Origin of the sequence: Tamlana flava (assembly GCF_041287255.1) — a bacterium.
In the GTDB taxonomy this organism is placed as follows: domain Bacteria; phylum Bacteroidota; class Bacteroidia; order Flavobacteriales; family Flavobacteriaceae; genus Tamlana; species Tamlana flava.
This window is the reverse complement of record NZ_JBGGTX010000001.1, coordinates 836852-850064: the sequence shown is the minus strand read 5'-3', so window position 1 is coordinate 850064 and position 13213 is coordinate 836852. Positions and strand designations below refer to the sequence as shown.

Genomic DNA, 13213 nt, shown 5'->3' with positions numbered 1-13213 from the left:
TGCTTGCCTCGCCAAAAGCTATCCACTACAATCACTAACGCAGATTAAGATATAAAGTTACAAACTTTTTGTGCGACCACCATCAACCGGAACATTAATTCCGTTCACATAACTAGCAGCCTCACTGGCCAAAAAAGTGATGACATTTGCTGTTTCTTCTGGTTTAGCAAAGCGTTTGGCAGGGGCGTAGCTTTTCATTATTTCGGTCATTTCTTCTATCGTTTTGTCTTCATGAGAGGCCTTAATTTTTATAATTTCAGCCAAACGTTCGGTTTCGGTAAAACCAGGCAGCACATTGTTCACTGTAATGCCAAAGGCTCCAAGTTCTACAGACAATGTTTTGCTCCAATTGCCCACGGCTCCCCTAATGGTATTGCTAACACCCAAACCAGGAATAGGTTCTTTTACAGAAGTAGAAATGATATTAACAATCCGACCAAAACCTTCAGCTTTCATAAATGGAATGGTGGCCTGTGCCAACACATGGTTGCACTTTAAATGCATGGTGAATGCATTGTCAAATTCATCCAAACTCGCCGTCAAAATTTCGCCGCTTCTGGGACCACCTGTGTTATTTATGAGGATATGGAAGCCATGGTTTCTCTCAATAAACTTAATCACTTGTTCTTGCAAATCCCTAGGGTTTGCAAAATCGGCAACAATGTAGCTGTGGTTTTTTGGTTGTGGTAACTCAGCCAAAACTTCTTTTAATTTTTCTCTATTACGGGCAACCAAAGTAACGTTAACGCCTTCAGTAGCCAATGCCATAGCGGTTGCTTTTCCAATACCTTGTGTGCTGCCACATACTAGGGCATTTTTGTTTTTAATATTTAAGTCCATATTTCAGTCATTCCTGCAAAGGCAGTAATCTTTTAGATTTTGTTCAATTTATCAATATAATAGGCTGTCAATATTTTATACAAACATTTTTAGCCTCTGTAAAAAACCGCAAGGCTTCAAAGCCACCTTCACGACCAATGCCACTCGCTTTTATACCACCAAAAGGTGTACGTAAATCACGCATCATCCAAGTATTTACCCAAATGATTCCCACTTGTAATTGGTTGCTCATGCGCATGGTTCGTTTTAAATCGTTCGTCCATAATGTGGCAGACAAACCATATTTTACATCATCGGCCGTTTGTAAAACTTCATCTTCACTCTCAAATGGCATTAGGGTAACTATCGGGCCAAATATTTCTTCTTGGTTTAGCCTACAATCATTGGTTTTTACCTCAATTACGGTTGGTTCAAAATAATAGCCATCTTCAAAACCTTTTAAGGTTACTTTTTGTCCTCCACAAAGCATTTTGTTTCCTTCGTTTTTTGCAATTTCTATATAATCCATGATCTTTTCCAAATGCGGTTTTGAAACCAATGCACCAATATCAGTCGAGTGTTCAGAAGGATGTCCAACTTTTAATAGTTTTACTTTTTCAACAAAATCAACTTTAAACTTATTGTAAATAGTCGATTCCACAAAAATACGACTCCCACACAAACAAATTTGTCCTTGGTTTGAAAACGATGAGCGCAACGTTGTTTCCAGCATATGTTCATAATCGCAATCAGCAAAAATTATGTTTGGATTTTTTCCACCAAGCTCCAACGACAGTTTTTTGAACATTGGCGCAGCCGTTCTTGCTATATGGGCTCCCGTTGCCGTACCTCCGGTAAAACTTATGGCTTTTATGTCGGGATGTTCAACAATAACTTGTCCGGTTGTTGTTCCCAATCCGTGAACAATGTTTAAAACACCCTTTGGTAAGCCTGCTTCATTACAAACTTCTCCTAACAAATAAGCTGTCATAGGGGTAATCTCGCTGGGTTTTGCCACTACGCAATTGCCTGTAGCGATGGCTGGGGCTATTTTCCAAGTAAATAAGTAGAGTGGAAGATTCCAAGGTGAAATACAGCCCACAACCCCAATGGGTTGCCTTAACGTATAATTGATGGCATTTTGACCAACACTTTCGTGACTTTCACTAGCAAATTGCGTGATGGCATTGCCAAAAAAGCGAAAGTTACTTGCTGCCCTTGGAATATCAACAAACTTGGCTAAACTCAAGGGTTTGCCATTGTCTTTGCTTTCAGCTTCTGCAAATCGGTCTAGATTTACTTCTAGGAGTTCAGAGATTTTAATTAAAATCCTATTACGCTCGTCCAATGTGGTTTCAGACCAAATTGGAAATGCAGATTTTGCAGCAATGTATGCGTTTTCAACATCTTCTTTGGAGGAATTTGGTATTTTGCCGTAAACTTCACCATTGGCTGGACAAAAATTGTCAATCCATTCATTGTTTAAAGGATTGTGAAAACTCCCATTTATATAGTTTTGAATGTTCATTTCTTATGGGCAACCACCTTAATCTCCACCAATAAATCAGGATGAGGTAATTGATGTACGGCCACTGTTGTGCGCGTTGGCCCTGTTTCAGCATTAAAAAACTCGGCATAGGCATTATTGTAGCCGGCAAAATCGTTCATATTTACCAAAAATGTAGTAACATCCACAGCGTCTTTTAAACTGGCGCCCACAGTCCGTAAGTTGCTGTTGATGTTTTCCAAAACTTCACGGGTTTGAACTTCAATGTCCAGATGTTTTGTGCCCATGTCGTCAATCATTTTTACCCCAGCAATTGAATTGTCTGGTTGTCTGGAACTAGTGCCAGATACAAAAATAAAATCGCCCACCACTTTTACAGGTGGGTAAGCGCCTCGTGGTTTTACTATATTGCTCATAACGTTATTTTAATCCCGCAATTCTATCATCTTCTAGAATGGCTTCGGTTTCTTTCATTACTTTTTCCAGTGTTGATTTTAAATCATCTTCAAGGCTTATCTCATCATTGGTTAAAAGATTTAAAATGGCCTTGTCTTGGGCTCTTCCACGAAGCATGGCTTCTCTGTAACCTATATTTTCGTTGAAGGTCACTAACGAATATTTTGACGAATACCCATTGGGAAATTCCTTTTCTAAAGCCATTTCTAATTTACGCTTTTTTTGGAAAATAGGGTAAGCAACATGGTCCTTCATTTCATGAAAATTATCGATTGCCAAATCTGCTATTGCATCGGTATTCTTTTTGCGGTTGCTTTCATAGGTTTTAAAAATTTGCTCCCAAGTTTCTAAATTTTGGCCTAAAACTTTGTCAAATTCAACCACGTCCTCAAAGGAAGCATTCATGCCTTGACCATAAAAAGGAACGATGGCATGGGCCGCATCACCCATTAAAAGCGTGTTGCCTTTATAATGCCATGGTGAGCATTTTATGGTGCCCAAAGGGGAGGTCGGATTTTTGAAAAAGTCATCTAAAAGATTGGGCATGAGGGCCAAGGCATCGGGGAATTCTTTTTTGAAAAATTCCAAAACACTTTTTTCGGTATTTAAATTATTAAAATTGTATTCGCCATCTTCATATCTTAGGAACAGGGTGACCGTAAAACTGCCATCCAAATTTGGAAGGGCAATAAGCATAAAATCTTTACGAGGCCAAATATGCAAAGCATTTTTATGGGTTTTAAAATCTCCTTTTTCATCGGGTAAAATACTTAATTCCTTATAGCCATGTGTTAAATAATCTTGCGAAAAACTGAACAAAAACTTTTTGCCTAAATAATAACTTCTGCGCATGGCAGAACCTGCGCCATCGGTGGCAATGATAATATCCGCATCTTCAACAAATTCTTTTTTGGTTTCGTAATCTTGAAATAAAGCCGTTGTTTTTTCAAAATCTACCGATTTACATTTCTGGTTGAAGTAAATATTTACGCTTTTGTGCTTTTCGGCTTCGGTTAAGAGCAAGGCATTCAAATCGCCGCGCGATATTGAATTAATGAATTCGTAATCCCGTCCGCTGTAATTGGATTGAAAAGTGTTCCCGTGAATATCATGAATCATGCGTCCGTTCATGGGAATACAGAGCAACTTGACTTGTTCTTCCAACCCGACAAGTTTCATGGCTTTATTGCCACGGTCTGAAAATGCCAAATTTATAGAGCGCCCAGCACTGATGTTTACTTTACGTAAGTCTGGACGTTTTTCATAAACTGAAACATTGTAACCCCTTTGGCCCAACCGCAATGCCAAAAGACTTCCACAGAGTCCTGCGCCAATAATGATTATATTTTGTTGTTTGTCTGTCATATTTGTCATTCCTGCACAGGCAGGAATCTATTTTAGTTTAAATTATGAATGGATTCCGTAGCACACTTCGACTGCGCTCAGTGGGACAGTGCGGAATGACGAGTCAATTTAAAGTTTTTTTTAATTTTTGAATTTCTTCATATGATAATCTCATACCTCGTAAATTTAACCGTTGTTCTTTCCCTTCATCGTCAAAAAACCAAAGCGAATCATCATTGGAGTTAAATTTGATTTTAGAGAAGTCAGAGTACTTTGAATTTTTAATCAATATATTCTTAATAAGACATACAATTCTCTTGTCGGTTATTAAAAAATAATCTTTGTCTCTATATCGAATGAGATTTATCAATCCAAAAATTGTATTATCCCAAAATCCAGATTCTGAATTTTTGTTAATGAAAAAAATGTTTTTCTCATTTTCAAGAATTGAATTTATATATATGCGGCTGTTCATTTATAAAATTTCTTTCAATTTCTCGACCAATCGGTAAACATCTTCAAATGAATTATAAAGAGGCACGGGCGCACATCTTATAACATCGGGCTCTCGCCAATCACTTATTATACCACTTTCAGTCAATTTTTCATGCAAGGTTTTATCTGCATTTTTCACTTGAATGGAAAGTTGGCAACCGCGCTCTTTAGGATTAATTGGCGTGATAATTCTAATGGTATCTTCGCCCAATTGTTTCAATAAAAACTCAAAATAGCCCGTTAGCTTTTTTGACTTGGCAATGATCTTTTCAATGCCTACCTCATGAAACATATCCAAGGATGCTTTTATGGCCGCCATGGATAAAATAGGCGGATTACTTAACTGCCAACCCTCAGCACCTGGCAATTGATTATATTCGCCACGCATGTTAAAACGTGTTTGTTTGTTGTGACTCCACCAACCGGCAAAACGGTTGAGCTTTTTATTGTAAGCATGCCGTTCGTGCACAAAACACCCAGCCAAACTACCAGGACCGGAATTCAAGTATTTATAGGTACACCATGCGGCAAAATCGGCTCCGGAATCGTGAAGGTTCAATGCTACGTTTCCTGCCCCGTGGGCACAATCAAAACCAACTTTACAGCCGTAATGGTGTCCGAGTTTTGCAATGTGTTTCAAATTGAAAGACTGCCCCGTGTAATAATTGACGCCGCCTACCATAATCAGGGCGATTTCCTGGCCATGATTTTTTAAAATGGCTTCTAAATCTTCATAATTTAAAAGTTCCTCGCCTTTTCTAGGTTTCCAAAGAATTAACCCTTCCTCGTCATCAAACCCATGATGTCTTAACTGCGATTCCACGGCATATTTATCAGACGGAAACGCATCGCTTTCAATCAAAATTTTATAACGGGTATTGGTGGGTTGGTAAAACGATACCATTAAAAAATGAAGGTTCGCCGTAAGGGTGTTCATCACTACAACTTCAATGGGTTTTGCACCCACAACTTCTGCCATGCTATCGGTTAAAAACTCGTGGTAGGGCAACCAAGGTGTTCTGCCTTCGGTGTGACCTTCAACACCTAAATTTGCCCAATCTTCAAGCTCTTGGTTTACGTAGGCTTTTGTGGTTTTTGGCTGAAGACCCAAAGAGTTCCCAGTCATGTAAATCAAATTGTTTCCAGACTTGTCTTTTGGAATATGGAATTGATTTCTAAAGGGCGCCAATTCATCCATTTGGTCTTGTTGTTTGGCAAATTCAAGCCCCAATTTATAGTCGAGCAATGTGAAAAGTTTTTCGGTTTCTTACAAAAATAAGCATTCTAAAGTTACAAACGAAGAGGGAAAAGCAACAGAAAAAAGATGGCATTTTTTTGTATATTTAGTAAAACTTCAACATTATGGCTATGGAAAAAACTAAAGAATACTCAAACGGCGAAGTGACGGTTGTTTGGGAGGCTAAAAAATGCATCCATTCAGGAATTTGCGTTAAAGGGTTGCCCAAGGTATTTAGGCCACAGATGCGTCCATGGGTGAGCATAAATGAGGGCACCACGGAGGATATTATTAACCAGGTAACCCAGTGTCCATCGGGTGCCTTAAGTTATTATATGAACGGACCTGCCAATGACAAAGCGGCCTCCATTGAAGCCAAAGTAGAGCTTTTAAAAGATGGGCCATTGTTGGTGCACGGCATTATCAAGGTCATTGGTGCCGATGGTTCTACCGAGGTAAAAGATAAAACCACGGCTTTTTGCAGATGTGGTGCTTCAAACAATAAACCGTATTGTGATGGTACACACAGAAAAGTTGAATTTAAGGGATAAATTCGCAATTTATAGAAATGAAAAAGCGCTTGGGCCATTGGTCCAAGCGCTTTGATATATATAGGCGCAAATGCGGAATATTTCTTCTGTGATTTAAATACGCATGAACTAAGTCTTTAGATGTTTTTGTTAATAACTTATTCAAAAACCACATGCACGTCAGTAAAACCTAAACTCCAATTATTTTGCGGGTTTTTATGGTCCAGTGCAATTTTAATGCCATTAAAATCTTGGTAGTGTTCAAAAGTGTTTGTTAAAGAAGGTTCTTTTTGGTTGCCTCTTCTAAAAATCCATTCTTTAATGAGGTAATCGTCACCAAAATAAATATCATAGGCATCACCAGGCGTGTAGCCACCTTCGTTGGAGTAGCTCAGGGTAATTTTATTCAGTTCGGTTTTACCAATCGGTGCAATTTCTTTTATCGGTTCCGAAATGGATGCGCTTTTATCCCAAACCAATTGAAACGGAATCAATAGCCAAAATTTATCGTTAATAAAGGCTCTATCGGCATTTAGTGATAGGCTATCTACACTTTTTCTGTTGTAATTGATGGTGTCGCTTGCAGTTATAAGAGTAACGTCGTTTGTTTTAGGGCTCCATGTCCAATGCCGTTTTCCATTGAAATTAAAAGTTATCTCCAAAACATTTTTCCAGTGCTCAAAACCATGGGCTTTGGCAATTTTTTTTTTCACAGGCATTTCTTTTTCAATAGATTGGCGTTCAAGTTTTTGCTTGCATCCTATGAAAAGGAATAGGGCAAAGCCGAGGTAAATGGCATTTTTCATAACTAAAAATTTTATTAAAGATACAATAAATTATACCTTTTGATTTTTACTTTGAAAGCGTCAAAATAAAATTATGGCTACAATAATTTTAACGCTCTTCTTTCAACAACTCTTTAGGGAATTTAGCCTTAAATCGGTTTAGCCTTGGTATGGATACATTTTGTATATAAGGGTTGTTTGGGTGAAGTTTTTCGTAATCTTGATGGTAATCTTCGGCTACCCAAAACTTTTGGAAGGGGTAAACCTCGGCAGCAATGGTGGCATTAAGTTTTTTGGCCAATTCGGCTTTCTTCTTTAAAATGATTTCTTTTTGTGCCTCATTTTGGTAAAAAATTATGGAACGGTATTGTGACCCTCTGTCGTTACCCTGTCCGTTAACCTGTGTTACGTTTTGCGAGGCAAAATACACATCAACCAAAGTTTCAAAACTTACTTTTTCGGGGTCGTAAATCACTTCAACAGCCTCGGCGTGGCCTGTTCTACCTGTGTTGCTGGCCGCATAGGTTGGGTTTTCGGTATGCCCACCAGAATATCCGGAAATAGATTCCTTAACCCCTTTTACGCTTTCGTAAATGGCCTCGACACACCAAAAACATCCACTGGCAAAATAGGCTTTGGTCAAGCCATTTTCCATGGGTACTTGAACGGGTTGGGCATTTGTAATAGCCTCTTGTTTCTTTTTGTTTTGAGCCGAATTCTGGCAACTAAATATTAAGGTTACGATTAAAAGGGTGATTAAATTTTTCATGGGTTTAGATTTCTTGTTCTAAATAGACGAAAAAAGTGTGTAAACCTTAAATAAAAAAGCCTTCAAAATTAATTTTGAAGGCTTTTGATATGTTTTGAAGAAAACCTGTTAGTTTAATTTAGCAAACAGTTTATCCATTTTTTCTTTTTCTTCTTCAGCCAAAACAGGGTCCACTAAAATACGGCCACTGTGTTCGTCTGTTATTACTTTTTTACGAGAAGCAATTTCAACCTGTATTTGCGGTGGAATGGTAAAGAAAGACCCTCCAGAAGCACCTCTTTCAATAGGCACAACGGCCAAACCATTTTTTACATTGGTTCTAATTCTGGTATATGCTGCAATTAAACGGTCTTCAATCTGATCTTTGTACTCTTCAGATTTTTCCAAAAGGGCTTGCTCTTCCTTTTCGGTTTCTGCCAAAATAGCATCCAATTCACCTTTTTTATGTTTTAGGTGGTTTTCACGCTCTTTTAAACGCTCTTTGGTTTCAGCAATAACCTCTTTTTTCTGCTCTATTTGGGCTTTAAATTCCTTAATGTGCTTTTCAGCTAATTCAATTTCTAATTCCTGAAATTCAATTTCTTTGGTCAAAGAGTTGTATTCCCTGTTATTTCTAACATTTTTTTGTTGCTCACCATACTTTTTAATTAAAGCCTTAGATTCTTCAATTAAATTTTTCTTGCTTGCAATATCATGGTCTATGACTTCCAAACCGGCAACCAGTTTTTCCAATCTTATGTTTAATCCAGCAACTTCATCTTCTAAATCGCGAACTTCCAATGGCAGTTCTCCACGAACATTTCTAATTTCATCTATACGGGAATCAATGAGTTGTAAATCGTAAAGCGCCCTTAAACGCTCCTCCACAGTAGCTTCTTTCTTTTTAGCCATACTTTAAAAATACTTAACGGGATTTGTATTTGTCTTTGATAAAATGATTGCAAAATTAGTAATTTTTTTTGTAAGATATGCCACTAAAAGATTTTTTGTGAACTGCTCACTTTCATAATGCCCAATATCGGTTAAAAGAATGGAATTTTCGGCCTGAAAAAAGTCGTGATATTTTAAATCCGCCGTCACAAAAACATCAGCACCAATTGCTTTTGCGGCTTGAATAGCAAAACTGCCAGACCCACCTAACACGGCTATTTTTTTTATTTTTTTACCAAGAAATACTGAATGCCGAATAAGCCTTGTGTTCATTTTTTGTTTTAAGTAATTCAGGAAATCTGCTTCATCCATTGGTTTCTCCAACTCGCCAACCATTCCCATGCCAATATTTTGGTTTTTGTTTTCTAGGGTGGTGACTTCGTATGCCACTTCTTCGTAAGAATGCGCTTCAAAAAGGGTTTTGATGATTTCAGATTCTAAATGTTTGGCAAATGTTACCGTAATTTTGGTCTCGGCTTCAGTGTGAATGGAACCTTTTTGTCCTTTTGTTGGGTTAGAGCTCTCATTGCCGTTAAAAGTGCCGTAACCTTCTACGTTAAAACTGCAATCATCATAATTGCCTATGCTACCGGCACCTGCTTCAAATAAGGCTTTCCGAAGGTTTTCGGCTTCATCTTTTGGTACATAGGTGGTCAATTTTTTTATGGTTTTACTTTGAGGTATTAAAATGCGTTTGTTGGTGAGTTCAAGTTGATTGCAAATCATGTCATTGACGCCCTGTAATGCATTGTCTAAAGCAGTGTGCATGCTGTAAATAGCGATATCATGTTTAAGAGCTTTCATCACCACGCGCTCCACATAGCTTCTTCCCGTGAGTTTTTTTAAACCTTTAAAAATTATGGGGTGAAAGCTCACAATAAGGTTACATCGTTCCTGAATGGCCTCATCTACAACTGTTTCAAGCGTATCTAAAGTGACCAAAACACCTGTGACTTTTGCATTTTTATTGCCCACTAAAAGTCCAACATTGTCAAAATCTTCGGCATAAGCCAAAGGTGCAAGATCTTCCAAATGGTTTATGACGTCTTGTACAATCATAATTATTTAAGTTTTACTTCAAAGATAAAATAATTACTTTCGCTGAGATGAAAATTATCCGATACATATTGCTTCCCGTAGTGCCTATTTATTATTTGGTGACTTGGCTGCGTAATACATTGTACGATTTAGGGATTAAAAAATCTGTTTCTTACGACTTTCCTGTGATTTGTGTCGGGAATTTAAGTGTGGGTGGAACGGGTAAAACCCCTATGATTGAATATTTAGTCAACCTTTTAAAAGATGAACACAACATTGCAACCCTAAGTCGGGGTTACAAACGAAAAACCAAAGGTTTTCAGTTAGCCAATGAAACGTCTACGGTCGAAACTTTAGGCGATGAGCCTTTTCAGTTTTATAACAAATTTAAAGATGATATTTTGGTGGCCGTGGATGCCAACAGAAGAAATGGTGTTGAAAATTTAAAGTCTTTAGAAAATGCGCCAAAAGTTGTTTTGCTAGATGATGCGTATCAGCATCGAAAAGTAAAGGCGGGTTTTAATATTTTGTTGACTACCTATAGCAACCCATATTTTAAAGATTTGGTTTTGCCAACTGGAGACTTAAGGGAGCCAAGAAATGGTGCAAAGCGCGCCAGCATTGTTGTGGTTACAAAATGCCCCGAAAGTTTAAGCGACTCGGAAAAGGCAGATATTATAAACCACATAAATCCTGAAGCGTATCAGCATGTATTTTTTAGTTCTATTGGGTATTCTGAAATCGTTTTTTCCAATGACAAAACACTAAATATTGAAAAACTTAACCGTTTTACCCTTGTAACAGGAATTGCCAATTCTACACCATTAGTTAAGTTTTTAAAGGACAAAAAACTAGATTTTGAACATTTGAATTTTAAAGATCACTATAATTTTACTTCAGGTGATATTGATGAGCTTTGTAAAAAAGATTTGATTTTAACTACCGAAAAGGATTATATGCGTTTGAAACAATACATGTCTTTAAAAGCAAAATTGTTTTATTTGCCCATTCAGGTTGTTATTGATGACAATCTAAAATTTAATAAACTTATTCAGGATTTCGTTAGGCGCTCGTAGAGGTTCCTTTTTTGCCAGCCAAGGCGTTGTAGAGTTTCTTCTCAAACTCCTCCTGTTTAAAGGGTTTTGGAATAATATCGGTAAAACCAGCTTCTTCAAACTCGTGCATTTTATCTTCAATGGTTACTGCCGTGAGTGCAAAAATGGTCAATTCCTTATCAAACGATCGTACAATTTTTGTGGCTTCAATACCACTAATGCCAGGCATGTGAATGTCCATTAAAACAATGTTGTAATTATTGGCTTTTATTTTTTCAACAGCGGCTTCACCATTATCAACAATATCACATTTAAGCTCCATTTTGGTCAAGATTTTCTTGGTAATCATTTGGTTGATTTTATTATCTTCAACCACCAAAATCTTAATATTACTTAAATCTATATCTTCTATGTTGCCATTGAAATAAGTGACTTTGTTTTCTTTACCTTCTTTAATCGTTGATTTTTCAAGAGGTATTTCAAAATAGAAAGTGGTACCTTTTTCCAATTCACTCTTTACGTAAATCTTACCTTTTAAAATATCTATTAAACCTTTAACGATTGAAAGACCAAGTCCTGTGCCGCCATATTTACGGTTAATTTGAATAGAGCCTTGGGAGAAACTCTCAAACATATTGTCTTGTTTTTCTTGGCTGATACCAATACCATTATCCTCTACTTCAAAACGTAAGGTGTAGGTTTTGCCGGCTTCTTCAATTTTGTAAACACGTATCCAGATATCGCCGTCTTTGGTAAATTTGATGGAGTTACCGATTAAATTGATTAGGATTTGGGATATTTTAAGTTGATCTGCAATGAAGTTTTCAGGTAAATCTTTATCGTACTCAAAATGCATTTTAACGCCATTGTCTTGGGCTGAATTGTTCAGCGCCAAAATAATGTTGTTTATTTTCTTTTTTAAGTTGAAAGGCTCTGGCTCAACTTCAACTTTATTGGCTTCAATTTTATTGATTTGAAGGATGTCGTTGATAAATGTAAGTAGATAATCACCAGAAAATTTCAATGATTTTAGATGTTGAATTTGTTCTGGTTTTGGATTTTCATCTAAAAGCATGTTACTTAAACCCGTAACGGCATACAAGGGTGTACGTAATTCGTGCGTTACCGTGGATAAGAAATTTGCTTTAGTTTTTGATGCTAACTCAGCTTTTTCTTTAGCAACAATAAGCTCTGCATTCTTTTTGTGGAGCATGTTGTTGGTTTTTAGCCTAATGTTGTTGTTTTTGTACAATGACAAGGTTAAAAGCGATAAAATAGTAATTAAGGCAACACTTAGAATAGATGTCAGTGTCTGTAAATTATTAGTGTCTTCAGCTTTTTCCAGTTCTTTGGAATAAAATTTGTTTTTTTCAATTTCCTCGCTCAAAAGGTATTGTGCCTCTTGGTTTCTTGGTGAGTTAATTCTCGTTATACTTCTAATGGAATCTGAAAGTTTCACATAAGCCTGTAAATAATCTCTGGAAGCCTTATAATTTTCTTTGTTCTTATAAAGATTGCTCAATACAAAATAGCCGTCATTTAAAATACTGGTGAACTCATTGGTTTTTGCAATTTGAACGCTTTCATGAGCTATTTCCAATGCTCTATCGTTGTTGCCCAATTTCTCATAAATTTTAGCCTGATTGATAAGTGCATTGCTCAATGTTTTTTTGAAATCGTAGTTTTTGGCGATGGCCAAAGATTGTTCAATAACGTCTCTTGCTTTTTTATAATCTTTTAAAGCTTCATAAACCTTGCCTTCTTGAAGTAACGCTTCTGCTAAAAATTCATTGAGGCCTTCTTCTTCAAACTTTGATTTAGCAGCGGTATATGAGTCGAGCGCCGAGTAATAATCTTTTTTGGCTGAATAAACATCGCCAAAAGTTTTGTAAGATGTGCCTAGATTTTTATTGTCATTAATATTTCGCTGAACTTCAATAGCACTGGTTAGAGAATTAATAGCTTGGTCTTCTTCCTCAATGATGAGTTGTAGGCGTCCCTTTAATCCATAAATTAAGCCAATACTTTTTTTAAGGTCAGCTTGTTGGGCTAATTCCAGAGCTTCGTCGAGGTTTTTTTTCGCCTTGAAATAATTAAAATTATCAAGCTCTGCCTGGGCCTCAGCTATGCGGTAGTTGATATTATTTTGCTTTAACTCAGGGTCGTTATCGATGGTTTTTTGCGATAATGCACTAAGGCTGAACAGCAAAATGAGTATATATATGTAGTTCTTAATTTGGGACATAAT

The 13213-nt window shown here is 37.0% G+C and carries 12 protein-coding genes; 2 read left to right on the top strand and 10 right to left on the bottom strand.

Annotation, left to right across the window (positions count from 1 at the left end):
• Positions 1 to 57 precede the first annotated feature (57 nt).
• The 5 genes from ACB104_RS03695 to kynU form a co-directional block, all read right to left on the bottom strand.
• Positions 58 to 840, bottom strand: a complete 783-nt coding sequence (locus ACB104_RS03695; protein WP_370476927.1) for an SDR family oxidoreductase — start codon at positions 838 to 840, stop codon at positions 58 to 60.
• Positions 841 to 907: 67 nt separating this feature from the next.
• Entirely contained in the window at positions 908 to 2347 is a 1440-nt protein-coding gene (locus ACB104_RS03690) for an aldehyde dehydrogenase (protein WP_370476926.1), read from the bottom strand.
• Positions 2344 to 2742 carry a RidA family protein gene (locus ACB104_RS03685; RefSeq protein ID WP_370476925.1) on the bottom strand — a complete coding sequence of 133 codons (399 nt, stop codon included), beginning with the start codon at positions 2740 to 2742 and terminating at the stop codon, positions 2344 to 2346. Before ACB104_RS03685 ends, ACB104_RS03690 begins: the two co-directional genes overlap by 4 nt.
• A 4-nt stretch (positions 2743 to 2746) precedes the next feature.
• Complete coding sequence (locus tag ACB104_RS03680) at positions 2747 to 4147, bottom strand: FAD-dependent oxidoreductase (protein ID WP_370476924.1); 1401 nt, start codon at positions 4145 to 4147, stop codon at positions 2747 to 2749.
• A gap of 454 nt (positions 4148 to 4601) precedes the next feature.
• Positions 4602 to 5867, bottom strand: a complete 1266-nt coding sequence (gene kynU / locus ACB104_RS03675; protein ID WP_370476923.1) for a kynureninase — start codon at positions 5865 to 5867, stop codon at positions 4602 to 4604.
• 122 nt (positions 5868 to 5989) lie between these two features.
• On the opposite strand from kynU, the gene ACB104_RS03670 reads away from it, so the two are divergent.
• Entirely contained in the window at positions 5990 to 6409 is a 420-nt protein-coding gene (locus tag ACB104_RS03670; protein ID WP_370476922.1) for a (4Fe-4S)-binding protein, read from the top strand.
• A gap of 137 nt (positions 6410 to 6546) precedes the next feature.
• On the opposite strand, the gene ACB104_RS03665 is transcribed toward ACB104_RS03670, so the two are convergent.
• The 4 genes from ACB104_RS03665 to ACB104_RS03650 form a co-directional block, all read right to left on the bottom strand.
• Positions 6547 to 7194, bottom strand: coding sequence for a hypothetical protein (locus tag ACB104_RS03665; RefSeq protein WP_370476921.1), 648 nt, complete (start codon positions 7192 to 7194; stop codon positions 6547 to 6549).
• 88 nt (positions 7195 to 7282) lie between these two features.
• On the bottom strand, positions 7283 to 7942 hold the full coding sequence (gene msrA / locus ACB104_RS03660; RefSeq protein ID WP_370476920.1) for a peptide-methionine (S)-S-oxide reductase MsrA: 660 nt from the start codon (positions 7940 to 7942) through the stop codon (positions 7283 to 7285).
• Positions 7943 to 8050: 108 nt separating this feature from the next.
• The gene (locus ACB104_RS03655) at positions 8051 to 8833 is read right to left on the bottom strand and encodes a zinc ribbon domain-containing protein (RefSeq protein ID WP_370476919.1); all 783 of its coding nucleotides are present in this window, start codon (positions 8831 to 8833) and stop codon (positions 8051 to 8053) included.
• Between the two features lie 3 nt (positions 8834 to 8836).
• On the bottom strand, positions 8837 to 9931 hold the full coding sequence (locus ACB104_RS03650; RefSeq protein WP_370476918.1) for a Nif3-like dinuclear metal center hexameric protein: 1095 nt from the start codon (positions 9929 to 9931) through the stop codon (positions 8837 to 8839).
• A 47-nt stretch (positions 9932 to 9978) separates the two neighbouring features.
• Between ACB104_RS03650 and lpxK the strand changes: the two genes are divergently transcribed.
• A complete protein-coding gene (gene lpxK, locus ACB104_RS03645) occupies positions 9979 to 10986 on the top strand; it encodes a tetraacyldisaccharide 4'-kinase (RefSeq protein WP_370476917.1) in 1008 nt (335 codons plus the stop codon).
• On the opposite strand, the gene ACB104_RS03640 is transcribed toward lpxK, so the two are convergent.
• Positions 10973 to 13210 carry an ATP-binding protein gene (locus ACB104_RS03640; RefSeq protein ID WP_370476916.1) on the bottom strand — a complete coding sequence of 746 codons (2238 nt, stop codon included), beginning with the start codon at positions 13208 to 13210 and terminating at the stop codon, positions 10973 to 10975. The two genes, lpxK and ACB104_RS03640, sit on opposite strands and share 14 nt — an antisense overlap.
• Positions 13211 to 13213 lie beyond the last annotated feature (3 nt).

Bases quoted from the DNA above. Each gene is read 5' to 3' on its own strand.
- ACB104_RS03650 (WP_370476918.1), bottom strand. From the start codon at position 9,931: ATGATTGTACAAGACGTCATAAACCATTTGGAAGATCTTGCACCTTTG.
- lpxK (WP_370476917.1), top strand. From the start codon at position 9,979: ATGAAAATTATCCGATACATATTGCTTCCCGTAGTGCCTATTTATTAT.
- ACB104_RS03685 (WP_370476925.1), bottom strand. From the start codon at position 2,742: ATGAGCAATATAGTAAAACCACGAGGCGCTTACCCACCTGTAAAAGTG.
- ACB104_RS03670 (WP_370476922.1), top strand. From the start codon at position 5,990: ATGGAAAAAACTAAAGAATACTCAAACGGCGAAGTGACGGTTGTTTGG.
- msrA (WP_370476920.1), bottom strand. From the start codon at position 7,942: ATGAAAAATTTAATCACCCTTTTAATCGTAACCTTAATATTTAGTTGC.
- ACB104_RS03640 (WP_370476916.1), bottom strand. From the start codon at position 13,210: ATGTCCCAAATTAAGAACTACATATATATACTCATTTTGCTGTTCAGC.
- ACB104_RS03690 (WP_370476926.1), bottom strand. From the start codon at position 2,347: ATGAACATTCAAAACTATATAAATGGGAGTTTTCACAATCCTTTAAAC.
- ACB104_RS03680 (WP_370476924.1), bottom strand. From the start codon at position 4,147: ATGACAGACAAACAACAAAATATAATCATTATTGGCGCAGGACTCTGT.
- ACB104_RS03665 (WP_370476921.1), bottom strand. From the start codon at position 7,194: ATGAAAAATGCCATTTACCTCGGCTTTGCCCTATTCCTTTTCATAGGA.
- ACB104_RS03655 (WP_370476919.1), bottom strand. From the start codon at position 8,833: ATGGCTAAAAAGAAAGAAGCTACTGTGGAGGAGCGTTTAAGGGCGCTT.
- ACB104_RS03695 (WP_370476927.1), bottom strand. From the start codon at position 840: ATGGACTTAAATATTAAAAACAAAAATGCCCTAGTATGTGGCAGCACA.